The 26,453-nt window shown below is 69.0% G+C and carries 12 protein-coding genes and 1 pseudogene; 9 read left to right on the top strand and 4 right to left on the bottom strand.

The features are described from left to right. Positions 1-367 precede the first annotated feature (367 nt). From ACXJMZ_RS24020 to ACXJMZ_RS24005, 4 genes are all read left to right on the top strand, one after another. Positions 368-4,723 carry a ricin-type beta-trefoil lectin domain protein gene (locus ACXJMZ_RS24020; RefSeq protein WP_457032120.1) on the top strand — a complete coding sequence of 1,452 codons (4,356 nt, stop codon included), beginning with the start codon at positions 368-370 and terminating at the stop codon, positions 4,721-4,723. Positions 4,724-5,289: 566 nt separating this feature from the next. Next, the gene (locus ACXJMZ_RS24015; RefSeq protein WP_457032128.1) at positions 5,290-12,471 is read left to right on the top strand and encodes an RHS repeat-associated core domain-containing protein; all 7,182 of its coding nucleotides are present in this window, start codon (positions 5,290-5,292) and stop codon (positions 12,469-12,471) included. Beyond that, positions 12,461-12,937: a hypothetical protein gene (locus ACXJMZ_RS24010; RefSeq protein WP_457032119.1), complete on the top strand. Its 477-nt coding sequence runs from the start codon at positions 12,461-12,463 to the stop codon at positions 12,935-12,937. The genes ACXJMZ_RS24015 and ACXJMZ_RS24010 overlap by 11 nt, the downstream gene beginning before the upstream one ends. A 610-nt stretch (positions 12,938-13,547) precedes the next feature. Continuing rightward, positions 13,548-13,889 carry a hypothetical protein gene (locus ACXJMZ_RS24005; protein ID WP_457032118.1) on the top strand — a complete coding sequence of 114 codons (342 nt, stop codon included), beginning with the start codon at positions 13,548-13,550 and terminating at the stop codon, positions 13,887-13,889. Between the two features lie 90 nt (positions 13,890-13,979). On the opposite strand, the pseudogene ACXJMZ_RS24000 reads toward ACXJMZ_RS24005, so the two are convergent. Next, positions 13,980-14,721, bottom strand: a pseudogene (locus ACXJMZ_RS24000) (IS256 family transposase). Positions 14,722-14,770: 49 nt separating this feature from the next. On the opposite strand from ACXJMZ_RS24000, the gene ACXJMZ_RS23995 reads away from it, so the two are divergent. Together ACXJMZ_RS23995 and ACXJMZ_RS23990 are read left to right on the top strand one after the other, a co-directional pair. Further along, positions 14,771-15,241, top strand: coding sequence for a hypothetical protein (locus ACXJMZ_RS23995; protein ID WP_457032117.1), 471 nt, complete (start codon positions 14,771-14,773; stop codon positions 15,239-15,241). A gap of 609 nt (positions 15,242-15,850) precedes the next feature. Further along, the gene (locus tag ACXJMZ_RS23990) at positions 15,851-17,551 is read left to right on the top strand and encodes a stealth family protein (RefSeq protein WP_457032116.1); all 1,701 of its coding nucleotides are present in this window, start codon (positions 15,851-15,853) and stop codon (positions 17,549-17,551) included. Positions 17,552-17,574: 23 nt separating this feature from the next. Here the strand turns inward: ACXJMZ_RS23990 and ACXJMZ_RS23985 are convergent, their stop codons facing one another. Both ACXJMZ_RS23985 and ACXJMZ_RS23980 read right to left on the bottom strand, forming a co-directional pair. Further along, positions 17,575-18,705, bottom strand: a complete 1,131-nt coding sequence (locus ACXJMZ_RS23985) for a sensor histidine kinase (RefSeq protein WP_457032115.1) — start codon at positions 18,703-18,705, stop codon at positions 17,575-17,577. Then, positions 18,702-19,373 carry a response regulator gene (locus tag ACXJMZ_RS23980; protein ID WP_457032114.1) on the bottom strand — a complete coding sequence of 224 codons (672 nt, stop codon included), beginning with the start codon at positions 19,371-19,373 and terminating at the stop codon, positions 18,702-18,704. Before ACXJMZ_RS23980 ends, ACXJMZ_RS23985 begins: the two co-directional genes overlap by 4 nt. Before the next feature lie 231 nt (positions 19,374-19,604). On the opposite strand from ACXJMZ_RS23980, the gene ACXJMZ_RS23975 reads away from it, so the two are divergent. Together ACXJMZ_RS23975 and ACXJMZ_RS23970 are read left to right on the top strand one after the other, a co-directional pair. After that, the gene (locus ACXJMZ_RS23975) at positions 19,605-21,458 is read left to right on the top strand and encodes a phosphatidylglycerol lysyltransferase domain-containing protein (protein WP_457032113.1); all 1,854 of its coding nucleotides are present in this window, start codon (positions 19,605-19,607) and stop codon (positions 21,456-21,458) included. 230 nt (positions 21,459-21,688) lie between these two features. Then, on the top strand, positions 21,689-22,291 hold the full coding sequence (locus ACXJMZ_RS23970; RefSeq protein WP_457032112.1) for a hypothetical protein: 603 nt from the start codon (positions 21,689-21,691) through the stop codon (positions 22,289-22,291). 42 nt (positions 22,292-22,333) lie between these two features. On the opposite strand, the gene ACXJMZ_RS23965 is transcribed toward ACXJMZ_RS23970, so the two are convergent. Then, entirely contained in the window at positions 22,334-25,015 is a 2,682-nt protein-coding gene (locus ACXJMZ_RS23965) for a SpoIIE family protein phosphatase (RefSeq protein ID WP_457032111.1), read from the bottom strand. A gap of 218 nt (positions 25,016-25,233) precedes the next feature. On the opposite strand from ACXJMZ_RS23965, the gene ACXJMZ_RS23960 reads away from it, so the two are divergent. Beyond that, entirely contained in the window at positions 25,234-26,394 is a 1,161-nt protein-coding gene (locus ACXJMZ_RS23960) for a rhodanese-like domain-containing protein (RefSeq protein WP_457032110.1), read from the top strand. The last annotated feature ends 59 nt before the right edge of the window (positions 26,395-26,453 follow it).

Raw genomic sequence — 26,453 nt, 5'->3', positions numbered from 1 at the left:
AACAGCGCGGCCAGTTGCATGATCTGTCGGTGTAGTGCACGCCTGTACGCCGACTGCGTTCGTAATGGGTTCATGGTGCGTTCACGGATTTCATAACACCGCAGGCAGAAGACTACAGATCCCCTTCCATCGACATTTTGATGACATATCATCCATGCCCTGTCGTGACCATTTCGGACAACGTCGGACAATCCGTCTATGCGGCTTGACCCCTTCTTCACCAAGGCTGCATCGTTCCTGACCGAACGCCTGCCCGAAAGTGGCAGCCCTGTCGGAGGGAACCGCACAAGCAATGTCCGAAACGACCTCACCGAGAGGCCTTCACCGGCCCTCTCGCAGTGACCGGGGCATAGTCGGGCGGGCGACGGTGGCAGCGGCCACCGCGCTCGTCCTCGCAGCCCTGTCCTCGCCCGTCGCCTGGGCCCTCGCCACGCCGATGCCGACCCCGAGCACCGGTACCAACACCTCGGCGGAGGCGGAGAAGCCAGCCGACTCCGCGAAGACCAAGGCGATTCGCGACGCCTTCGCGAAGGCCGCGACCACCGGCAAGCCGGTGGCCATCGACGCGCTCACCACCGAGACGACCGAGACCTTCGCCGACCCGGACGGGCACACGCTCTCCTCCGACGCGCGTGCCCAGGATGTGCGCACCAAGCGCAACGGCACGTGGGAGACGCTTGACGCCACGCTGAGGGCAGGCGCCGACGGCACGGTCACCCCGGCGCTGACCGGTTCTGACCTGGTCCTCTCCGGCGGCGGCACCGGCCCGCTCGCCACCATCACCACCGCCGAGGGCAAGAAGCTCTCGATCGGCGCGCCGTTCGCCCTCCCCAAGCCGACGCTGAGCGGCTCCACCGCCACCTACGCCTCGGTGCTCCCCGACGTCGACCTCGAGGTCACTGCCCGCCCGGACGGCGGCTGGCGCGACGTGATCGTCGTCAAGACCCCGCAGGCCGCCGCCGACCCGCGGCTGGCGACCCTGCACTTCCCGCTGCAGACCACCGGTCTGAAGGTCGCCACGGACGCCGCGGGCAACGTCTCGCTCACCGACGACAAGGGCAAGGTGCGGGTCCACGCCCCGACCCCGTTCCAGTGGGACTCCACCCCGACCCCGGCCCCATCCCCGGTCGTCGAGTCGGGGCAGGGCGCGCCGAAGTCCCTCTTCGCCGCGCCGGGCGCCGTCGACCAGCAGGCCGAGGCTGACACGTCGACCACCAAGCAGCCCGGCGCCGGCGCCACGGTCTCCGCCATGAAGGTCGCCGCCTCCGACTCCGAACTGGTCCTCACCCCGGACCCGACCACCTTCGGCAAGGGCACCGGCCCCTGGTACCTCGACCCCGAGGCCAGCGTCGACAACGGCCGCCAGGTCAACGCCCAGGTCCAGGAGAACCACCCGGACACCGCCAACGTCAACACCCTGAACGACCTGGGTGTCGGCTACTGCGGCTACTCCGACTGCACCGGCTACGGCCGCTACCGCTCGTACTACCAGCTCTCCACGCCGTCCGGCCTCTTCGAGGGCGACGGCCACGGCACGGCCAAGATCAACCGCTCCACCCTGTACGTCGACGTGACCGGCGCCGCCTCGCCGGGCACCAAGTCGACCATCAACGTCTACAGCGCGCCGGCCTTCCAGGGCACCACCACCTGGAACAACCAGCCCTGCGGCACCAACGGCAAGATGGTCGGCTGCACCTGGGCCGGGAACTACGACATCACCGGCACCGGCACGATGGCGTACGACGTCGCGTGGTGGATGCAGAAGATCGTCAACGAGAGGATCCCGAACTGGACCATCGGGTTCTCGGCCGAGAACGAGTACGACAAGCTGCTGCGCCACCACCTCGGCGCCAATCCGCACGTCGTCACGTACTACGACATCGCGCCGACCATCTGGTCCCCGCGTACCACGCCGGCCCCGGGCTACATCAACGACCCGGCCTTCGGCACCCAGCACAACGACTGCGTGACCCCGGGCGGTAGCGCCTGGTACGCGCCTGGCTGGGTGGGCGCCAACCAGTACGTCTACCTCAACGCCAGCAACTGGTCGCCGATCGGTGCTGGCCTGAACACCACGTTCCACGTCTGGGACGACAACAACGGCAGTTGGAGCCTGTTTCCGCAGACCGGCTGGACCGGCAGCTACGGCTCCGTCACCGTCTCGGTGGGTAACCTGACCGACGGCCACCAGTACGGCTGGACCGCCAATGCCACCGACGGTTCGCTGAACTCCGGTGACACCCCGTGGTGCTACTTCCGCGTCGACAAGACCCCGCCGCAGGTGAGCATCACGTCCACCGACTTCCCGGCCAGCGGCACGCTCAACGCCACCCCGGCCAAGAAGGTCCGGGAGACGGGTACCTTCACCGTCACGGGCACTGACCCGGCCCCGGCGAGCGGCCTCAACGCCTCCGGTGTGGCCTGCATCCGCTGGAGCACCAACCCGACCGCCGTCACTGGCTGGACCTGCAACGACGCGAGCGACGCCAATGGCGGCATCGTCAAGAGCGCCAACGGCACCTTCGACTTCAAGCCGACGCTCTGGGGCACCAACACCGTCTTCGTGCAGGCGATGGACGTGGCCGGCAACTACAGCCAGCCGCTGCCCTACACCTTCTACGCCCCCTGGGACCCGGCTATCGGCACCGGCACCCCCGGTGACCTGACCAGCGACGGCCGCGGCGACATCCTGCTCCCCGACGACCTGGGCAACCTCCGCGTCATGACGCTGGACAACGACGCCACCACCGCCCAGGCGGCCCCGCTCGGCCTCGCGCCCGGCAGCAGCACCTGGAAGGACGACCCGGCAGGCGGCCTCACCGTCAAGACCACCCATCGCGGCGCCCTGCGTTCGATGGCGGTCGACGACTCGTTCGTCTGGACCAACGCGGTCGTCGCGGGCGCGCCTCTGGCCAACAACCTCTACCTGTACGAGAACCAGGGCAACGGCACCTTCAAGTCGCCCCAGTCGCTCGCGAAGCCGGGCACCTGGGCCGACCTCAACGGCAACGCCGTCACTCCGGCCCCCGCGGGTTGGACCGCCAACTGGTCGAACCTCACCCAGGTCGTGGCGTTCGGCGCGCCCACGGTCGGCCTCAAGACCAGTGACGGCATCGTCCGGAAGAACCAGACCGCGGTCCTCACCGTCGAAAGCGGAAACCTCTGGCTCTACCGCCCCAACACCACCAACCACCTCGACGCCCCGGCGGTGAAGGTCTCCTCCGCCAACTGGGACAACTACGAGCTGATCAACCCGGGCGTCGCCGCCGGCCTGATCACCGTCACCAACGCCGACCAGACCACGACCGGCTACTCCCTGCCGACCCTGTGGACGCGTGACAAGTCCGATGGCACCATCCGCGCCTACGACCTCAAGCTCAAGGCCGACCGCACCCTGGACCTCACCAACCTGACCGACCCGCTGACCAACGCCCGCGTCGTCGGCACCAAGAAGTTCACCACCACCACCTACCCCAGGATCGGCTCCAGCGGTGACGCCAACAAGGACGGCACCACCGACCTCTGGACCATCGACAGCGCCAACCACCTGAAGGTCTGGCCCGGCGTCACCACCGGCGGCACCTCCGCCACCGCCGTGACCAGCTTCAGCAGCACCGCCGCCGACCAGGGCGACACCCGTCGTTTTGTCGACCGGTTCAAGCTGGACAACGCCACGGTCTGGGACGTCTACAGCAAGTACAACCCGACGCCGAGCGCCCCGGTCACCTTCCCGACCGAGACCGTGAACGGCAAGAGCACCGTGGTTGCGCACTTCGCCGGCAAGGCCACGTCGGCCGATCCGGACCCCGGCTCGGTGATCGACTATCCGGCCGCCAACTCCAAGTTCACGGTCGACACCAACAAGTCCTTCACCGCCACCGTCTGGGCAAAGCCGAGCAACGCCGACGGCAGCCTGCAGGGCCCGGTCCTCTCGACCAAGGGCACCGCCTCCAGCGGCTTCATCCTCTGGCCCGACAAGGACGGCAACTGGCACTTCGCCCTCGCGACCAGCGATAACGCGAGCTGGAACTACGACATGACCTCGTCGAGCGCCACCAACGCCGCCCGCTTCCAGAAGGACCGCTGGGACCGCCTGACCGTCAGCTACAACGCCGGCACCGCCGTGATGACGCTGTACGTCAACGGCACCCTCGCCGGAAGCGCCATCCACAGCGGCAAGTTCGGCGTCAACGGCCAGCTGGTCGTCGGCAACTACCAGAACGCCGGCGCCTACGTCTCGTCCTTCAACGGCAGCGTCAGCGACATCGTCGTGTACGACTTCCCGACCGACGCGGCCAGCACCACCGGCGCGATCGTCGCGGACGTCTCAGCCAACGTCGGCGTCAGCCTCACCACCAACAAGTGCGTCGATGTCGCCGGAGGCACGGACGCCGATGGCACCGCGATCCAGGTCTACGACTGCAACGGCACCACCACCCAGAACGCGACTGCCCAGTCGAACGGCACGATCAAGCTCAAGACCCGCTGCCTCGACGTCAACGGCGCAGGAACCGTCAACACCACGAAGGTTCAGCTGTGGACCTGCCACGGCGGCCCGTCGCAGCAGTGGGTCGTCCGTCCGGACGGTTCGCTCTACAACCCCAACTCCAACAAGTGCCTCGACATCCCGAACGGCAACACCGCCAACGGCACCCAGCTGTGGATCTACGACTGCAACCAGTCGTACGCACAGCGCTGGCGGACCACCGGCGTCGTCGCCTGAGAGGGCGACAAGAGCCAACATGCCCGGTTCTGTGTTCGCCTCGGAGGGGTGAAGTCCGGACTTACCAGACGGAACCCCTGCGTCGACACCGGAAGCTGACGGCCCATGCCAATCGACTGGGGACGCCCAGATGAAATCCGCAGCCGGCGCCCCGCCGCCAGGGCGGCATAAATCGGTCAAGAACGCCGTAAATGTGCTCTTGCCGTCCTCTGGCAACTGAACAGCACCGTCCGAGGGCCTGTTGAGCCCTCGATCCAACTGCACCCCGTTGCCCCTTTGCGGGTGGCGGGGCGCAGTTATTCGCAGGTTCCGGACGGTTGTCCGTTGTTGGGTGGATTTGGTGATGATGATCGGTCACGGGATGGTTAAGTTACCTGGTGAAGGGTGGTGGCGAGTGAGCGATGTTCTCTAGTTTCTGTGTCGACTAATGCACAGGTTGAGAGGGCGTCCCGATTGGTGTCGGGACGTCTTTTGTGCGTTTTCTTCCATTTACTAGGGAGTTATCTGTGGGGGCTTGGCGCATGCGCTCCCCGCTCTGGCGTTGGCTGAGAGGCCAGACGCGCGGGGTGGGGTTGTTGACGCTCGTAGCTGTGTTGGCGTCGTTGTTGGTGGCACCGCCGGCGTTCGCCGGGAAGACGCCGAAGGTGTGGACTCCGCCGAACACGCCGTTGGAGAAGACGAAGTCGGTGCAGGGCCGGTCGGAGGACAAGACCGGCGGCAGTGGCGGGGGCGGTGTTCCGCGGGAGTGGAAGCCCTCCACGCCGGCTGCGGTGAAGTCCGGGTCTGCGACGGTCGCCGTGACCGGGGTGTCGCCGGAGCAGTTGGCGGCGCGGAAGTCTTCGGGTGGTGCGGCTCCGGCTTCGGGCGGGCACGCGCAGGTGCAGGCCGGCGACCTGCCGGTGTTCCTGTCCGACCGCGGTGGCGCGAAGGACTCGGCCGCAGGCACGCCGTCGATCAGGGTCGACGTGCTGGATGCGGCGAACTCGCAGGCCGCCGGGTCGTCGGGTCCGGTGGTGAAGCTGGAGGGAGCGGGTGGCTCGGCGCAGGCCGGCCATCCGCTTCAGGTATCTCTGGATGTGAAGGCGCTGACCGGATCCGCGCCGTGGTCGGACCGCGCGCGCCTGGTGCAGCTCCCGGCGTGTGCGCTGACCACGCCGGACAAGCCGGAGTGCCGCAAGAGCACGCTGGTGCCGTCCTCGCTGGATACGGGTTCGGGCCGGCTGACGGCGGACGTGCAGCTGCCCCAGGCCTCAGCCGATGGCACGCAGACCACCAACGCGGTGGCCAAGTCCGGCACCGGTGCGGTCGTCCAGGCCGCGTTCGTGGAGCAGACGGCGGCGACGTCGTCGGGTGCGATGGTGCTGGCCGCGCAGGCGGCGCCGTCGGGCTCGATGGGTTCGTTCTCGGCGTCACCGATCGGTCCGTCCGCGCAGTGGAGTGCGGGTTCGAACTCGGGCAACTTCACGTACTCGTACACGTTCGACATGCCGACGTCGGTGGGCGGTTCGGCGCCGAGCGTGATGCTGGGCTACGACTCGTCGTCGGTGGACGGCCGGACGGCCGCGAACAACTCGCAGTCCTCGTGGGTCGGTGACGGCTGGGACTACTCGGCGGGTTCGATCTCGCGCTCCTACAAGCCGTGTGCCAAGTCGGGCATCGACATGTCGGGCGACGAGTGCTGGGCGGGTCAGTCGCTGCAGCTGAACCTGGCGGGTCACTCGGGCATGGTCGTCAAGGACGACACGACCGGTGGGCTGCGGCTTCAGGGTGACGACGGTACGCAGGTCACGCCGCTGACGGGGCTGAACAACGGCGCCTGGAACGGTGAGGGCTTCAAGGTCACCACCTCGGACGGCACGCAGTACTACTTCGGCGCCAACCACATTCCGGGCGGCGACGGCACGGACGCGGCGACGAACTCGGTGAACCGGGTGTCGGTGTACCACCCGCATGCGGGGGATCCGTGCTACAGCTCCTCGGCAGGCCTGGCGTCGAACTGCTTCATGGGCTGGCAGTGGAACCTCGACTACATCGTGGATCTGCACGGCAACCTGATCAAGTACAAGTACGCGAAGGAGGGGAACTACTACTCCCGTGGCGGCGGCCAGAACAACGGCACCGGAACGCTGACGTACTACGAGCGCTACTCGACCGTCTCGGAGATCCAGTACGGTCTGCGCCTCGCGGACCAGATTGCCTCCAAGGGCGCGGGCAACCCCGCCTCGAAGATCAACTTCACGACTGCGGAGCGGTGCTTCGCGTCGGGGTCGATCACGTGCACGTCGGCTCAGCGTGTGGTGGCGAACCAGTCGTACTGGCCGGACACGCCGTTGGACCAGGCGTGCGAATCGACGGGCACCTGCACGAACTACGGGCCGTCGTTCTGGACGTCGAAGCGCCTGACGAAGGTCGAGACCACCGTGTATGTGGGCGGTGCGGCACGGGTGGTGGACACGTGGGCACTCAACCATGTGTTCTCGGACCCGGGTGACGGCACGTCGCCGACGCTGTGGCTGAACTCGATCCAGCGCACCGGCAAGAACGGCCAGAGCGGCATCTCGCTGCCGGCGGTGTCGTTCAAGGCGATGCAGATGGCGAACCGGGTGGACGGTCTGGTGCCGGCGGCACCGCAGTTCAACCGGCCGCGCATGTCGGAGATCACCACCGAGACGGGCGGGCGGATCAACATCCGCTACCGGGCGGTGGAGTGCTCGCGCACGGCGGGGACGATGCCGGCCTCGGAGTCGTCGAACACGATGGCCTGCATGCCGGTGAAGTGGGTGCCGCCGGGCTCCCCGGCCGGTACGAAGCCGGTCGACGACTGGTTCCACAAGGTCCTGGTGTCCTCGGTGAGCGAGGAGTCGCTGGTCACGTCGGGCACGGTCGCCAAGCAGACGGAGTACACCTACGGTGGCGGGGCCGCGTGGCACCGCAACGAGTCGGAGTTCGCGGACGACGACACCCGCACGTACGACAACTTCCGCGGCTACCAGACGGTCGCCACGACCACCGGTAGCGGGTCGGACGGTGCGAAGACCAAGTCCGTGGCGACGTTCCTGCGCGGGATGGGCGGGCAGGTCTCCGACACATGGGGCGGCTCGATCACCGATGTCGAGGAGCTGGCCGGTTTCGTCCGCGAGACGCAGAACTTCGAATCCGACGCCGCGGGCGCGAAGGTCGTCGGAGGTGAGCTGACCACGCCGTGGCTCTCCAAGATCACCGCAACGCACACGCAGGCCGGCAGCCTGCCGAAGGTGACCGCCAGGTACATCAACACCGCGCAGGTCAAGACCCGTTCGCTGCTGTCGGACGGCACGACCTGGCGGACGACCGAACGCAACGCCACCTACGACGAGGACCACGCGGGCCGCTCGGTGACGGTGGACGTGCTGGGTGACACCTCGCTGCCGGGTCTGCCGCAGCGCCAGTGCACCACCACCAGCTACGCGTCGGGTGCGAACGCGATCCTGATGGAGATGCCGTACCGGATCCTGACCCTGGCAGGTGCGTGCGATCAGACGCCGACCGCGGCGAACACCATCGCCGACGCGCTGACCTACTACGACGGCCAGCCGCTGCAGTCGATCGGTACGGAGGCGAACCAGACCGAGACCCGGGTGCTGGAGTCCTACGGCGCGAACAACGCGCCGAACTACCGGATCACCGCTCAGGCCTCGTTCGACACGTACGGCCGTCAGGTCTCGACCACGGACCCGAACCGCAAGGACACCGGCCACCCGAACGGGGCGACCACCACGACGGTGTACACACCGGCGACCGGTGAACTGCCCTCGCAGCTGGACGTGACCAACCCGCTGGGCTGGAAGTCGACCACGTACATGGACCCGGGGCGCGGTGTCCCGACCAAGGCTGTGGACGAGAACGGCCGCATCACGCGGGAGGCGTACGACGCGCTCGGCCGGCTGACCGGAGTGTGGCTGCCTGGCCGCGACCCGGCGGCGACCGACGGCACGCAGACGCCGAACCGCAAGTTCACGTACGCGCTGAACGGCACCGCCTCACCGTCGATCGTCACCAGCGAGAGCCTGCGCGAGGACGGCACCTACGCCAAGAGCATCCAGATCTATGACGGTCTGGGCCGGGTGCGGCAGTCGCAGGCGATGCCCGCCTACGGGCAGGTCGGCCGGCTGATCTCGGAGGCGGTGTTCGACTCGCACGGCTGGCAGATCAAGTCGACGCCGTCGTACTACAACGGTGCCTCGGGCCCGATCTCGACGGTGTTCCTGCCGCAGGACTCGCAGGTCCCCTCGCAGACGTGGAACGAGTACGACGGACTGGGCCGGGTGACGGCCAGCAAGTTCATGTCGTACGCGCAGGAGCAGTGGCGTACGTCGGTCGCCTACGCGGGCGCCGAGCGGACCGACACGACTCCGCCGACCGGCGGGTACGCGACCACGGTGATCACCGACGCCACCGGTGCCGCCGTCGAGACGCGCCAGTACAAGGCCAACACCCCGACCGGGGCATACGATGCGACGACGTACGGGTACGACGTCGCGGGCAAGCCGACCTGGCGCAAGGACTCCTCGAACCCGCCGCACCAGTGGACGTACAGCTACGACCTGCTGGGGCAGACGGTCAGCAGCACCGACCCGGACGTCGGCACCTCGACCAGCGTCTACGACCAGGCCGGGCACGTCGCCTCGGTGACGGACGCGCGCGGCAAGTCGACGAGCTTCACCTACGACCTGCTCGGCCGCAAGACCGGACAGTTCGACGGCACCAACACCACCGACACCAGCAAGCAGACCGCCGCTTGGGCGTACGACACCCTCGCCAAGGGCAAGCCGGACTCCTCCACCCGCTACGTGAACGGCACGCCGCGTCTGGCCTACACCAGCAAGGTGACCGGTTACGACATCGGCTACCGGCCGACCGGTACGTCGATGACGATCCCGTCCGTCACAGGCGAGGCGGAGCTGGCCGGCACCTACAACTGGTCCACCGCCTACACCCCGGTGCTGGGCCTGCCGGAGTACCTGACCATGCCGGCGCTGGCCGGTCTGGCAGAGGAGACCGTCGGCAACTCCTACGACGTGGACGGCAACTTCACCACATCCAGCGGCCTGGACTACTACGTCCAGGACATGCAGTACGACGCGTTCGGCCGCCCGACCCGCACCACGGTCGGTGAGTCCGGAAAGCAGGTCGTCTCCACCCAGCTCATCGACGCGGCCACCGGCCGGGTCACGCAGTCCACCCTTGACAAGCAGACCGCGACCACGACCCACGTCGACCTGGCCAACTACACCTACAACAAGGCCGGTTCCATCACCTCGGTGAAGACCGTGCAGGACGGCACCAACACCGACCTGCAGTGCTTCACCTACGACTACCTCGGCCGCCTGTCCGCAGCCTGGACGGACAAGGGCACCACCACCGTCGCCGCCGCACCGTCGGTGCCGGGTATCGGCGGCTGCACCAACCCGGTCGAGCCGACCGCCGCCACCGCGACCGCGCGGATCGGCGGACCCGCACCGTACTGGCAGTCCTACACCCACGACCTCACCGGCAACCGCAAGAAGCTCGTCCAGCACGACACCGCCGGTCTGACGACCAAGGACAAGACGGTCGACCAGACCTTCGCGACCGGTCCCAACACCAAGACCAGTGACGGTGTCGGCACAGGCGGTCCGCACGCGCTGCTGACCTCCAAGACCACGGTCAACGGCACCAGCACCGTCGCCACGTCCACCTACGACGAGGCCGGCAACACCACCTCGATCACCGACACGGCCGGCACCAAGACCCTGACCTGGGACACCGAGGGCAACCTCGCCAAGGTCCACGACACCGGCACCTCCGGTGACACCACCTACGTCTACGGCGCGGACGGCAACCAGCTCATCCGGCGCAGCACCGGCAAGGTCACCATCAACCTGGGCACGGACGAGGTCACCCTCGACACCAACACCCACGCCCTGTCCAACACCCGCTACTACGGCGCCCCCGGCGGCCTGACCGTCACCCGCACCACCGCGCCCGGCGGCGGCAAGCTCTACATCCAGGCCTCCGACCCCCACGGCACCAACGGCGTCCAGATGGACGCCGCGACCCTGACCGTGGTCCGGCGCCCCACCGACCCGTTCGGCAACCCGCGCGGCACCCAGCCCGGCAACGGCGTCTGGGCCGGCGACAAGGGCTTCGTCGGCGGCACCATCGAAGGCACCGGATTCACCAACCTCGGTGCCCGACAATACGACCCGAAGACCGGCCGATTCCTGTCCGTCGACCCGATCTTCAACGAAGGCGACCCACAGTCCTGGAACGGCTACGCCTACGCCAACAACAACCCCATCGACCACGAGGACGCCTCCGGCACCTGCATCCCCGACGACAACGGACGATGCTGGTCCCCCGCCGCGCTCCTCAAGGCCGAAGGCGGTGGTGGCGGTGGCGGCGGTAGCGGCAGCTCCGGCACCAGCACTCCCACCACCAGCACCGACCACTCCGCCAAGCAAGCGGCAGCCGAACAGGCCCTGCGCCAGAAGCAGGCCGCCGACGAAGCCCTCGCCAAGGCCAAGCAGCAGCGCGAGGAACTCATCAGCAAGATCGTCGACGTCGTCGGCGACCTGATCGGCTTCAACGACGCCCGCGACTGCTTCACCAAGGGCGACGTCATGGGCTGCGTCAACACCGCCCTCAACTTCGTCCCCTGGGCCAAGGTCTTCAAGGCCGTCAAGATCGGCATCAAGGCCTTCAAACTCTGGAAGGAAGGCGAAAAGGCCTACAGCGCCATCCGAGGCGCCGAACGCACCGCCAAGGAAGCCGAAAACGCCCTCAGCATCGCCCGCAAAACCGAGAAGGAAGCAGCCGAAGCAGAACAAGCAGCCGCCAAGGCCGCCGACGACGCACCAGCCAAAACCGACGGCCCCTCCACCACCAAGGCCGACGACTCCGCCTCGTCCTGCCCACTGCACAGCTTCCTACCCGGCACCCAGGTCCAGCTCGCCGACGGCACCACCAAGGCCATCGACCAGCTGCAAGAAGGCGACAACGTCGCGGCCACCGACCCCCAGACCGGAGTCACCCGGCCCGAACCGGTCGTCAACACCATCACCACCCTCGACGACCACGACTTCACCGACCTGACCATCAAGAACGACCAGACCGGACACAACCAGAACGGAGACCCGCAGACCACACTCACCACCACCTGGCACCACCCCTTCTGGAACGTCACCACCGCCCGCTGGACCGACGCCCACGACCTCACCGCCGGCGACAAGGTCCACACCCTCGACGGTGGCACAGCAACCATCACCGACGTCCGCAACTACCACCGGAACGCGGTCACACACGACCTCACCATCGCCAACCTCCACACGTACTATGTGCTGGCGGGGACTGCACCGGTCCTCGTCCACAATTGCGGAGGCTCCGAGCCTGGCCACGAGGCGAGTTGCACCTGTACCCCGGCGTCTAAGCAGCTTGACCTTTCCACTGCCCGGCGAGTCAGTGGACGGTTCGACAACAAGGGGGTGCCCAACGAGGTTGTCTACCGTCAGAAGACCGATGGCACCGTGACTGCCTACGCGGAGTACGACGACGTGGGGAGGCTCGCCAAGCGGGTCGACCTCGATCCGCTTTCGAAGCCACACGCGGGAATTCCGGCTCCACACGCGCTCGAGATGCATATCAACACCAACCCGGCAGGCAAGGAGTTCCCGGTCTGGGATAAGATGCCGCGCCCGCTGCGTCCCGAGGAGTATCCGAGTGGTCCGTGAGATAAGAGCCAATGACTATCCAGACGTGCGAGCCTGGAGTGAGGATTACGGGGGCTCACCCGATTTTGTCGATTTCTTGTCCGAGAGACTTTCTCTCGCGGATTGGATCTCGATCTCCGAGGTCTTCTGTCCGGTTTTCATCGAAGTCAACGGCTGCTTCCTATGGGAGAGGAGTTTTGATCCCAGCGTTTTCGAGTCCTGGTGGCTTGAACTCGGTGGTGATCGCGAACGGATCGAGTCGACACTCAATCGATTCAACCTCTGGCGACTGTTCGACCACGGCGATTCTGGAGAAGAGCACTCTGCTGCTATAGCAGTGGCACAAGCCATTGCGGGATGCTGGAGGATAAGACTTCGAGAAGAATTTCCCGGGGTCGATTTCTCGGTCACTTCTGAGTCGAGTGAAGATGGCCCAGTGATCCAGTTCATGGCAGTTCGAGGCCAGGATCGCGACGCGACCTCCTAGTCGCACCAGGGGGGCCCCGCACGTCGTGCGGGGCCCTCGGTGTCTTACCGGCCTGCAAGGTCGGGTGCAGCGACGGCCCGAGGCTGTAGTGGAAAGCGCCTCAGGGCTCCTCACGATGTTGGCGCTCTTCGATGAATGCTACGGCGGTCGTAGCATCCCCTCCGCGGGGGAGCTGCCAGGCCGGGCCGCAGTCGGCGTTCAAACTCACGATCACGAAACTCCACACGTACTATGTGCTCGCTGCCGAGATCCCTGTGCTGGTGCACAACTGTGGTGAGCAGGTGTATGAGGCAGGCGGGAAGCACAAGGCGGAGGCGAAGGGTAGCTCGCGCGGAGAGAATAGTGCCGAGCCTGCGGACAGGCAGGGCGCCCTGGATAATTCGGTGCAAATAAAACCAACGTCCCCGCGTCGTGTGGGAGTCGATCCGTCGAACGGTGACACCGTTATTCTCGATCGGACCGCAGAGGTCCCCTGTGGCTGTACCGTCAGGGGTGGCGTGAATGAGGTCTACCATGGCCATGTGCGGACTAATATTGGAAAGGATCCTGGTATGGCCAAGGTGAATTCGCCCCTAAAAAAAGGGATTCGAAACGGAGATATCGAGCTTCCATGAGCGGCGAAGCCGAGCGCTTGGCCGTCTGGCGCAGTGAGATGGCGTCCGGTTTGGCGAGCGCAGATGTTGCGATCTCGTCCCGGGCACTGCTGGAGCTGACCTATGATGAGCCGGATCGCACGCGGATTGAAGGAATCCTGCTCGCTTGTGTGGAGTTCGGCAATGAGCCACAGCTGAGAGCGTTGGCGGTCACGTGCATGGGCCATGTTGCGCGGATTCACGGGGCGGCCGGTAGCGAATTGGCCAAAGTTCTCAAAAAGCTACTGGCTGACCCAATTCTCGGTGGGCGTGCTGAGGATGCGCTGGATGACATCCGGTCCTTCACCGGCGATGGCTGATTAACCGTCTAGAAGACTGCTGAAAATGTTGAGTTCTGGCCCTTCAGTTGGGGGTGTGTCCAGTAAACGGCTGATCCAGTTTTGTTGGGGTCAGTAAGCGGCCGGGGTGAGCCGGCCTTCGAAGGCGATCTGGAAGGCGTTCAGGGGTGCCTTCCAGCGAATGGTCCAGCGCTTGCGGCCCTTGCCGGTCGGATCCAGGGACGTGAGCGCCATGTAGACGCACTTCATGGCCGCGGTCTCGTTGGGGAAGTGCCCGCGGGCCCGGACGGCTTTGCGGATCCGGGTGTTCACGCTCTCGATCGCATTCGTCGAGCAGATGACCTTGCGGATCTCGACGTCGAAGGAGAGCAAGGGGACGAAATCGGCCCAGGCGTTCTCCCAGAGCCGGATGATCGCCGGGTACTTCTTGCCCCAGGCTTCCTGGAACTCGCTGAACCGCTCGGTGGCGGCCGCTTCGTTCGGGGCCGTGTAGACGGGCCGGAGCGCCTTGGCGATCTTGTCCCAGTCCTGGCGGGCCGCGTGGCGGAAGCTGTTTCGCAGGAGATGAACTACGCAAGTCTGGACAACTGTCCGGGGCCAGACGGCTTCCACCGCTTCGGGCAGGCCCTTCAGCCCGTCGCAGACCAGCATCAGGACGTCCTCCAGGCCCCGGTTCTTCAGGTCCGTGAATGACGACGTAGACCGGGCGGTTGGCGACGTGCCCGTCCCTGATCTTGACGTTGATCGCGTCCACGAACAGGACCGGATAGACGCGGTCCAGCGGGCGGTTGGCCCATTCCGCCATCCCGTCCATCACGCTGTCGGTGATGGTGGAGATGGTGGCCGTGGACACGCTCGCACCGTAGACCTCGGCCAGGTGCGCGGAGAGCGACCGCGAGCGGTTGTACGAGCTTGTGATGCGTGGGACGTCGTGCCTGATCCCCGTGGAGGCGGCCGTGTGGCTCGTTTTCCAGGTCGAGGAGTTACGCAACTGGCTGATCGGCAACGGCTTCGTCCCGATGGTGGAAGGGCCGGACGGCTGGTACGCCGTGGTGGATTTCGCCCCTGCCCTGGAGACGCTCTGGGAGCCGCGGCAGCCCGATTGTGAGTCTCTCCAAGACGGTCTCAGTGAGTCCAGCAAGGGTGTCCTCATCGCCGCCGCCAACCTGTCCGGTCTCTCGACCGACCCGCTCCGCCACTCAATCCAGGCTCTCGAGTACGAGGAGGCCCGGTTGGTGGCCCAGGCGGTCATGTACGCGGCTGGCTTCATGGACGGGTCGGCCGATCCGTTCGGCAATGAGGTGCCGAACGACGGGACCGGTACCGGGCCGAATGCCGCCGCCCACGAGAAGCGGTGGTCCAGCCAGAGCTGACCTCAACAGAGCAGGGCGGACTGGAGACGATGGTTTCCGGCCCGCCCTGCTCGTTTCCGGCGCTCTCCTGTGGGCACAACCGGAACCGGGCGGGATCAGACGGCGCGGGAGGCGAGTTCCCGGCGGCGCGCTTGCAGGCAAGCGCGATCTCGCCAAGCAGTACGCCCAGGACGCGTGCGCAGCACTGGCAGGTGGTGCGGAGTTGGTCGAGCCAGATGCGGACGTCCTTGGCGAGCTTCTTCCGGCCGAGGCTGGGGCGCGGGTGGTGCCGTAGACGCGGACGCAGCAGGTGTCGCCGACGGCCCGGCCCAGAAGACCGGACCAGCCACCTACGCGCTCGCCAGCTGACCAAACCGGACGAATCCATGTGCCAGGCGCAGTCCTTAACCTGTGTTGGCTCCTCCCACCAGGCAACTCTTCGTCCTGGTCAGCGAGTTCTGTGAACAACCCACCAGCAAAGGGTGCCTCTCGAAAGAGAGGCACCCTTTCTTGTTTGGTCTCGGCCGCCGGGAGTTCACCGGTCGGCCAATGAGTTTTCGGCGTGAGAGCCCTCAGGGTTCTCCCAGATCGCGGTGGCATCCTGCTGACTCCCGCTCTCTGGAGTTGCCCATGCCCGCTGCTGTCCTGGCCGGCCGTGCTGCGCGGCGTCTGGTGCGCCGGCTGTGCCGTCTGCCCGTCCGGGTCGTCGCAACGCCGGAGCCGGAGCAGGTGCCCGATCCGGTCCGGACGGCGGAGGAGCGACTGCTCGGACTGCACCCCGGGCTGGTCCGGCACGGTGACCGGTTGGCCGGGGTCCGGGACGATCTGCTCTCCTGGCAGGCCCGCGACGCCGGGCTGGCCGAGGTGGCCGAGGTGCTCGACCGAGCGGGGGTCGGGTACGCCCTGGTGCCCGACCCGGGCTACCGGCACCGGCTGGCGATCCGGCCGGGCGACCGCAGGGCCGTCCTGGACGCCTTTGCCGTAGCCTGCGCCGATCAGCCGGTGTACTTCGAACTGCTCGGCCACGGCAAGGAGTTGGGCCTGACGCTGGCTGACGGTCTGTTGGCGGCGGTGGCGGCCACCGAGGCGGTCATGGCCGAGCCGGAGGAGGGGGCGCAGGAGGAGCCGGAGATCGAGCGGGTCAAGGGTCTGCGGGTGTTCCGCCCCACCGTGACCACCGGCCGGACCCTGTACTACGGCGCCGACCACGGCTGCGACCTGGAGTTCTGGGACGTGGACGCCGAGGGCTCCGGCGCGGTCGCCGCGATCGCCGAGACGCCGTACGGCTGGTGGCTGCCGTCGATGGAGACCTCGGGACCGGTGCGGATCGCGGGCCGCGACATCCCGGTGCTCGGGTTGCTGGCCGGTACCTTTCCGAAGGACGTCGACTTCCCGGTCGACGCCGTGATCACCTGGGTGGACGACAGCGACCCGGGATGGCGCCACCGCCGGGCCGCGGCGCTGGCCACGGCCGGCCCGGAACTGCGGCTGGACGCGGCCGACCACCGGTACCGCAACCGCGACGAACTCCGGTACTGCCTGCGGTCGATCGCCGCCTACGCACCCTGGGTGCGGCAGATCTTCCTGGTCACCGACGACCAGGTGCCGCCGTGGCTCGACACCGCCCACCCCGGGATCACCGTGGTGCCGCACCGGGAGCTGTTCGCCGACCCGGCCGTGCTGCCGGTCTTCAACTCGCACGCCATCGAGACGCAGCTGCACCGGATACCGGGCCTGGCCGAGCACTTCCTCTACTTCAACGACGATCTCTTCCTCGGCCGCCCGGTCCAGCCGCACTCCTTCTTCCTGGGCAGCGGCCTGCCCAGGATCGTCCGGAACAGCAGGACGGTGCCGCCCGGTGAGCGCACCGAGGAGGACAGCGTCTACACCGCGGCGCAGAAGAACGCCCGGGCCGCGCTGCTGGCGGCCTTCGGCCGGACCTATCCGCAGATCCTCAGCCACTCGCCCTACCCGCTCTCCCGCCGGCTGCTCGCCGACTCCGCCGAGCGGTTCGCGGCCGGGCTGGCGGAGACCGGCCGGTCGGTGTTCCGGAGCTCCGCCGACCTGCCCCCGGTCACCCTGGCGCTGTACGCCGCGCACGCCGCCGGGCAGGCGGTGGACGCCCGGCTGGAGCACTTCTACGCGGTGACCGACCGGGCCGAGCAGCTGGGGCAGTTGGCGGACCTGCTGGCGTCCCGCTGGGCGGACACCTTCTGCCTGGCGGACGGGGACGGGCCGGAGCTCCCGGCGGAGGAGCAGAGCCGGGTGCTGGCCGAGTTCCTGCGCGACTACTTCCCGGTGGCCTCGCCGTACGAGCTGTCGCCGCCGTGATCGACTGCCGCTGACCCCCGGCCCTACTCCCCCGAGGCCGGCAGCTCGGCCCGGACCACGAAGCCGCCCTCCGGAGTGGGCGCCGCGACCAGGCTGCCGCCGAGCAGGACGGCCCGCTCGCGCAGCCCGACCAGGCCGTGGCCGCCGCCGGGCAGGGCCGCCGCGGTGTCCGGCGGCCGGGTCGGCGGGCCGTTCCTGACCTCGACCAGCAGCCGGGTGCCCCGGGTGGTGAGCCGGACCTCCACGGCTGCGCCCGGCGCGTGCTTGCTGATGTTGGTGAGCGCCTCCTGGACGGTCCGGAAGGCGGCCCGCTCGACCGCCTCCGGCCAGGGCTGGTCCCCGGTCGCCAGGCTGGTGGTGACGGTCAGTCCGCTGTTCTCGATCAGCCGGGGCAGGTCGGCCAGCCGGGGCTGCGGGGCGAGCGGATCAGTACCCCGTACGCCGGCCGCGCGCAGCACCCCGACCATCTGCCGCAGCTCCTCCAGGGTGCGCACCGACAGCTCCCTGATGGTCCGTGCGGTGGTCTGCGCGGCCGGGTCGGCGGTGCTCACCTGGAGCGCCCCGGCCTGAATGCTGATCAGACTGACCTGGTGCGAGACCACGTCGTGCATCTCCCGGGCCAGCCGGGCCCGCTCGGTGCTCAGCACCCGGTCGGCGAGCAGGCGATTCTCCCGCTGCCGGCCCTCGGTCAGTTCGTCCAGCCGGGCGGCCAGTTCGGTCCTGGTCCGGGCCAGCAGGCCGATCGCGGCCGGTGCGGCGCCCAGCATCACGCACTGGATGGCGTACAGCGCGTTGTCCCGGTCGAGCGCCAGCGGGTGGTCCTCCAGCGGCCAGTGGAAGAACTCGACCAGCGCGAAGACGCTGGCGCTGAGCGTGGTGATCCGCAGCCCGGGCCGGTACGCGGCGACCGAGTAGACCGCGGTGACCGGGGCGATCCAGATGTAGTTCACGAAGGTGCCTGGCAGCACCAGCAGCAGGGTGAGCAGCGGGCAGCGGCGGCGCAGCAGCAGCGCCACGGTGGCCAGCCCGGAGAGTGCCAGCTCCCACCAGGAGGAGTCCTTGGCGACCAGCGCGGCGTCCATCGCGGACAGCAGCACCGGCAGCAGCAGCATCAGCCAGGGCGCGGTCAGCCGGGCCCTGGCGGCGGATCTCATGCGCTCGGCTCGGGCGGGGTACGGACCAGCCCGGCGCGGTTGGCCAGCACGGCGGCCTGCACCCGGTTGGCGGCGCCGAGCTTCCCGAGGATGGCGCTGATGTGGTCCTTGACGGTGCCGGTGCCGAGGAACAGCCGGTCGGCGATCTCGGCGTTCGACAGTCCCTCGCCGAGCAGTGCCAGGACGTCCAGCTCACGTCCCGTCAGGCCGCGGGTCAGCGCCGCCGCCTCGGCGTCCGGGCCGCCGCCCTCGACGTAGCCGCTTATCACGGTGCGGGTCACGGTCGGCGAGAGCACGCTGCCGCCGGCCGCGAGCACCCGGACGGCGTGCACCAGCTGCTCGGGGGCGGTGTCCTTGAGCATGAAGCCGGCCGCCCCGGCCCGCAGTGCGGTGCCGATGTACTCGTCGGTGTCGAAGGTGGTCAGCATGGCCACCGCAGGGGGGTGCGGCAGGGCGCGCAGCCGACGCAGCACCGAGATGCCGTCCAGGTCGGGCATCCGGATGTCGAGCAGCACCACGTGCGGGCGAAGCTGGGTGACCTTCTCCTCCGCCAGTGCACCCGAACAGTCGCCAACCACCTCCAGATCGGGGGCCGATCCGACGATCAGGCCCAAGCCGGAGCGGACCAGGATCTCGTCGTCCACGATCAGGACGCGGATCGCCGTCATGGTCTCTCCCTCGGGATGGTGGGGGTGGTGGTGCTCCGAGCCTAGGGGCAGGTCGGAACCGGTGTGACGGCGGCCGGTGGGAGATCACCCCCGCCGTTCGGCGGGGTACGGAATCCGCTACCGGGTTCACGTAATTCTCATCTGCCGTGAGCAACCATGGAATGCGGTGTAACCGCCCGTAGGTGATCTCGTGCGGATGCGCCCTCACAACTGATCGTTTGGAATTGAGCTGTGTCCTCCACCGTGAAGCCGGAGCCTCCGACCACCACCCATGGCGAGCGCCCCGGCGCCGCCGCCCGTCTGCTGTCCCGCTGGCGGCCCAGGGCTGCCAGGGCGACCGTCTGGTACCTGCGTCTGCTGGCCCTGCTGAATCTGGTGGCGGTGCTCGCCGTCCCGTTCCGGGACCAGGTGCAGACGCACAACGAGGGCGAGTACTTCACCCCGTACCTGATGACCGCCGGGCTGACCTCGGCGGTGCTGTCGCTGCTGCTGGCGGTGGCGATGCGGCGCCGCAAGCGGGCCGCGTGGATCTTCAACACGGTGGTCTCCGGGCTGTTCTTCCTGCTCTACCTGACCGCGATGGTGTGGACGGAGGACGGGGTCCGGTTCAACCACCACCCGTTCAACTACTTCTCCACGGTGCTCACCGGGCTGTTCTTCCTGGCCCTGCTGGTCGGCCGCAAGGAGTTCACCTCCAAGGGCGACCGCTCCAACCCGGTGGCGGCGGTGGCGGCCTTCGTCGGCGGCCTGCTGCTGGGCGGCGGGATCGGCGCGCTGCTGGTCGGGATGACCAACACGGTGGCCGGGGCCGACTTCGGTGACCGGTTCGGCTACTCGATCGCCCGGATGGTCACCGTCCAGCCGACCGAGCACGCCTCCAGCGTGATCTCCGTCCCCACCTGGGTGAACGGGTCGATCAACCTGATGAGCGCGGTGCTCTTCCTGCTGGTGATGTATGTGGCGTTCCGCTCGCCGCGCGGCCAGGAGCTGCTGACCCCCGAGGATGAGCTGCAGCTGCGCGGTCTGCTGGAGAAGCAGGGCGAGCGCGACTCGCTCGGCTACTTCGCGCTGCGCCGGGACAAGGCGGTGATCTTCTCGCCGAGCGGCAAGGCTGCGGTCGCCTACCGAGTGCTCGGCGGTGTCTCGCTGGCCTCCGGTGACCCGATCGGCGACTCGGAGGCCTGGCCGGGCGCGATCGACGCCTGGCTGGCCGAGGCCCGCGAGCACGCCTGGGTCCCCGCCGTGATGGGTGCCTCCGAGGACGCCGGAGTGATCTACGCCAGGCACGGCCTGGACGCCCTCGAGCTCGGTGACGAGGCGATCGTCGAACTCGACGAGTTCTCCCTCGACGGCCGCGCCATGCGGGTGGTCCGCCAGGCCTACAACCGGGTCAAGCGCGCCGGGTACACCGTCCGGGTCCGACGCCACGAGGACATCCCCGAGGCCGAGATGGCCGAGCTGGTCCACAAGGCCGACCACTGGCGGGACGGCGCCACCGAGCGCGGCTTCTCGATGGCGCTCGGCCGCCTCGGCGACCCCGACGACGGCCGCTGCGTGATGCTCGAATGCCACGACGGCGACGGCGAACTGCGCGCCCTGCTCAGCTTCGTGCCGTGGGGGGCGAACGGGCTGTCGCTGGATCTGATGCGCCGTGAGCGCGACACCGAGAACGGCCTGATGGAGTTCATGGTGATCGAACTCCTCCAGCGCGCCAAGGAGGTCGACCTCGAACGGGTCTCGCTGAACTTCGCGATGTTCCGCTCGGTGTTCGAGCGCGGATCGAAGCTCGGCGCCGGTCCGGTGCTGCGGCTGTGGCGCTCGGTCCTCGGCTTCTTCTCCCGCTGGTGGCAGATCGAGTCCCTCTATCGGGCGAACGCCAAGTACCGGCCGATCTGGGAACCCCGTTATCTGCTCTTCGAGAAGAGCAGTGAGATTCCCCGGATCGGCATCGCCAGCGCCCGCGCCGAGGGTTTCATCACCGCCCCCAGTCTTCCCGCCCTGTTCCGCCGCCGGCACGCCCGGCCCACCGCCGATTCGGCGGCTGCGGCCGGCCTGCCGGTCCCGGAACGCGGCGGGGAGGGATAGTCCTCCGCCGGGGGGCGGAGGACTTCCCGCCGCTACCAGCCGACCGGGGGATACATTCCGCTTTCTGTCCCCCTGGAGGATGACCTGATGTGGGCTCAGGAGCTGATGCGGCCCGTTTATCGGATACCTACTGTTGATGTAGGACACCACGCATTAATGGGTGTGCGGGAAATGTAGGAGTGAGAACGGGGACAGTAGTGGACCAGCAGGGGTTGCCAAGGCGGGCCGCAGTGGCCGAGTGGGGAACGCTGTTCTCGACCGTGAGGTCGGAGATCGCGCGCAAGCGGTTCGCCGCCGTCCCACTGGCCACCACCGCCACGCTGCTGGTGCTGCTGTTCAGCATCGTCCAGCACCTGCCCGGCGGGGAGCGCTTCGTCACCCACGTGGGCGTGGTCAAGGCCGGTCTCCCGCTGGACGTCTCGCTGCTGCGCACCCCGCTCTCGCTGTACGTCCCCGCGCTCGACCTGCCGGTCTGGGGCGCGCTGGTGCAGGTCTTCCTGGTGTTCGGCCTCGCCGAGCTGGTGCTCGGCCGGCGGCTGACCCTGGTGGTGGCCTACGTCTGCACGCTGGCCGGCACGCTGTTCGCCCGGATCGGTGTGGCGATCGGCCCGGACCACCTGTTCGGCTTCCCCGCCGCGGTGGCCCACATCCGGGACACCGGCCCGTCCGCCGCCGTGGTCGCACTGGCGATCGTGGTGGCGATCCGCTGCCGGGCCTGGTGGACGGCTGGGGCGACTTCTGGCCCAGGGTGCTGGCCGGGGTCGGCGCCGCCACCCTGGTCGCCACCGAGGCCCGGCGCCACCGGGCCGCGGCGGCCGCCGCGGCCCGGGTGATGGCCTCCTGACGTCCGGTCAGCTCCGGCGGGCCGGCCCCGTTCAGCTCCTCGGCAGTGCCAGCTCGAACCAGACCACCTTGCCGACCGCCTTCCGGGCGGTGCCCCACTTCTCGGCCAGCTTGCTCACCAGGTTGAGGCCCCGGCCGTTCTCGTCCAGCTCCTCGGACGGCTCCAGCGACGGCAGGTTGTGGTTGTCGTCGCTGACCTCGACCAGCAGCTTGTCCACCCGGATCAGCTGGAGCTGGACGTGGTCCCTGGCCACCCGTACCGCGTTCGTCACCAGCTCGCTGACCAGCAGTTCGACGGTGTCGCTGAGCGCGGTCAGCTGCCAGGTGGCCAGCTGCTCGCGGACCAGCTGCCTGGCCCGGCGGACCTCGGTCTCGTCCACCGCCAGCTCCCAGGTCTGCACGTCGGTCGGGGCGACGCCGTCGAAGCGGGCCACCAGCAGGGCGATGTCGTCCTGCCGGTCCTCCGAGTGCAGCCGCTCCAGCACCACGTCGCAGGCCTCCTCAGGGCTCTGCTTCGGGTCGATCAGATTGCCGCAGAGGGCGGCGAGGCCGGCTCCTATGTCGCCGCCCCTGACCTCCACCAGACCGTCGGTGCAGAGCACCAGCATCGAGCCGTCCGAGACGTCGATCTTCTTCGAGACGAACGGCACCCCGCCGACCCCGATCGGCGCGCCGGACGGGATCTCCAGCAGCTCGCCGGTGCCGTCCGGGTGCACCAGCACCGGCGGCACGTGCCCGGCGCTGGCCAGCTCGCAGGTCCGGTTGATCGGGTCGTAGACCGCGTACAGGCAGGTGGCCAGGTGGTCGTCACCGAGCTTGTGGGCCAGGTTGTCCAGGTGGCGCAGCAGCTGACCCGGCGGCAGGTCGAGTGCGGCCAGGGTCTGCATCGCGGTGCGGAACCGGCCCATCGCGGCGGCCGAGAGCAGGCCGTGGCCCATCACGTCGCCGACCACCAGGGCGACCCGGCTGCCGGGCAGCTGGATCGCGTCGAACCAGTCGCCGCCGACCTCGGCCTTCTGGTCGCCGGGCAGGTAGCGGTGGGCGATCTGCACGCCGGGGATCTTCGGCGGGCGGGTCGGGATCATCGAGCGCTGCAGGATGGTGGCGGTCTTCGCCTCCATCCGGTGCAGCCGGGCGTTGTCCAGCGAGAGCGCGGCCCGGGCGGCCAGCTCGCGCAGGGTGGCCGCGTCGGCGTGGTCGAACGGCGCCCGGTCGGGCAGCCGGAGCAGCTTGAGGATGCCGAGCACGGTGCCCCGGGCGGACAGCGGCAGCACCAGCATCGAACGGCCCATCACCACCGGCACCAGCTCAGGGCCGCCGAGCGAGGCGGCGTAGTCGACCGCCACGTCCGGGTTGATCACCGGGACCAGCACCGGCTGGTTCTCCTGCAGGGCCAGGCCCGGCGGGGTGGAGCGCGGCATCGCCAGCAGCGCGCCCTCCTCCAGGACGTGCTCCCACTGGCCCACGGTGGCGTTGAAGGCCCGGGCCACCCGGCGCAGCATGGTGCCGTCGGAGGGGCGGCTGGTCGGCAGCACCGAGTCGGAGATCAGGCCGTCCCGCAGGTCGACGCAGGCGAAGTCGGCGATGCTCGGGACCAGCACCTCGCACAGCTCGCGCGCGGTGGTGTCCAGATCCAGCGTGGTGCCGACCCGGTTGCCGACCTCGCGCAGCAGGGCGAGCTGCTCGCTCGCCGGACTGCTGGTCAGTACCTCGACGGCGGGCGGGTCGGCGGTGGTCGAGTCGGCGGTGGGCTGCGGCGGGACGGGCTGGTGGACCCACCCGCCGCTGCCGTTGATCCTGGTGCGGTCGGCTGCTGACTCGATGGCGGGGCCTCCCGGGGTAGGTCCGGTGGACGTACTGGAGCTCGCGTCACGCGGGGCGGGGACCGATCCGGCGCCGTTGGCCAGCACCTGGAGCGAGCCGTTGGAGGACGGGCGCAGCGGCTCGGCCGGGCGGCGCCCGGCGCGCGGCTGGGCGGCCCGCTGCTGTGCGGTCGGGTACCGGCGGCCCAGGCCGGTGGCGGCGGCCCTGGCGGTGCCGGTCGGCTCGTACGGCTGCACCGGGAGCCGGGTGGTGGCGTCCACCCAGAGGGCCGGCAGGCCGGCCGTCCGGAGCTGGCCGAGCAGACGGTGCCTGCGCTCCTCGGAGCAGGTGGGCAGCAGGGCGGCCAGCGGCCCGGTGTCGCCCTGCCCGGCCGGGGTGATGTCGGGGCGGAGCCGGTGCAGGCCGCCGACCGGGCCGGGGGAGGGGACGAACGGGAACTGCCGGCTGCCGAGCGCGATCCGGGGACCGCCGGCCCGCAGCGGCCGGGCGTCGGCGGCCAGTGCCAGCAGGCCGCGGCCGGTGGGCTCGGTCAGCGGGTAGGCCCACCAGAACACGTCGCGCAGCCGCTCCTCGCGGTCCACCACGGCCATCGCTCCGGCCCAGGGGGCGTTTCCGGTCTGGGTCAGGTCGTCCAGGGTGTCCAGTGCGTCGCACCTGCGGGCGGCGCCGGGCACCCGGTGGGCGATCTCGGGCCGGGGCTCGACGGCGGGCAGCAGCCCGGAGGCCGTCCGGCCGAAGGCCACCTCGGCCCGGTGACCGAAGAGCTCCTCGGCGGCCCGGCTCCAGTACGTGATCCGGCCGTCCGGATCGATCAGCACGACGGCCAGCCGCACCAGGGCGGCAACTGACGGCTGGTCGGCCGACGGTGGGAAATCTGGCTGGTCCACCATGAATTGGGTCTGCTCCCGCCTGGCCGCCGCTTCCTGTCTCTCCGGTCCCTGCTGCACCCTCCAGCGAAGCACGGCGAAGGGCGGCACTGAAAGCAAAACGGGGAGATTCGTAAGTATCAGTTGCGTGTCACCCTCCGTGCGCCCCCTTGTACCACCGGTTCACCCGGCGGCGCCCCGGTAGGGTGACAGACCGTATCCCCCGGACGGAGGCACAGAAGGTGAGCGCGGAGAGCAGCAGCCCCGTCCAGTGGGCCGATCAGGAGCGGTGGCAGCTCGAGGAGCGGGTGGCGGCGACCGAGCTGGCCTGGTTGACGCTGGAGGTGGACGTCGAGACCCTGCGGGTCGAGATCGACAACTTCGCGCTGATCCACCATCAGCTGCTCGGCCCGCTGTACGCGCGGCTGGACGAGCTGGACGCACTGGTCGCGGAGACCGTGGCGGCCCGTACGGGTGCCGCCGAGGACCTTCGCCGGGCGGCCGAGGCCAGGCAGCGGGTGGACGAACTTCCCGACCTGGACGCGCTCTTCGACAGCCTGCCGACCGAGCCCGCCGCCGAGCCCGAGCCGCCCCGCCGGGTCCGCCCCGGCAAGGACGCGCAGCGGCTCTACCGCGAGCTGGCCCGCCGGGCGCACCCGGACCTGACCACCGAACCGGCCGAGCAGGAGCGCCGGGTGACCTTCATCGCCCGGGTCAACGAGGCGTACGCGCACGGCGACGCCAAGGCGCTGGCCGAGCTGACCGAGGAGTGGTCCACCGCGCCGGAGGCCGCCCCGGCCCCGGAGGCGCCCGACCGGCCGGACTGGCTGCGGCAGCGGCTGGAGTGGCTGACCGGGAAGATCGGCCGGCTGGCCACCGAGCAGGTCCGGCTGGAGAACACCCCGATGGGCGAGCTGCTGCGGCTCGCCCCGCAGGAGCCCGACCGCCTGCTGGAGGAGCTGGCCGACCAGCTGCTCGGCCAGGCCGCGGCCAAGCAGGCCGAACTGGACCGGCTGCTGGCCGGGCCGGGCGACAATGGTGTTGACCGCCAACGGACACAGGAGACCCAGACGATGTTCGCCCAGCAGCTCCCCACCGCCGCCGCCGCCTCGGTGCCCACCGAAGCCCCGCTGCTCGACGTCCGCGAGCAGGACGAGTGGGACGCCGGCCACGTGGACGGCGCCCTGCACATCCCGATCGGCGAGGTGGTCGCCCGGATCGAGGAGCTGCCGGACGCGAAGCTGTACGTGCTCTGCCGGGTTGGCGGCCGGTCCGCCCAGGTGGTGCAGTACCTGGTCGCCCAGGGCCGCGAGGCGGTCAACGTGGACGGCGGGATGTTCGCCTGGGAGGCGGCCGGCCGCCCGATGGTGAGCAGCGACGGCCGGGACGCCTTCGTTCTCTAGTAGGTCAGGTCCTCGTAGGGCAGGATGACCGGGCACACCGCAGCCCGAGGGGAGATCCG

Source organism: Kitasatospora sp. P5_F3 (genome assembly GCF_054049135.1).
Note: the sequence above shows the minus strand (reverse complement) of the source record. Positions and strands in the feature narration are given on the sequence as shown.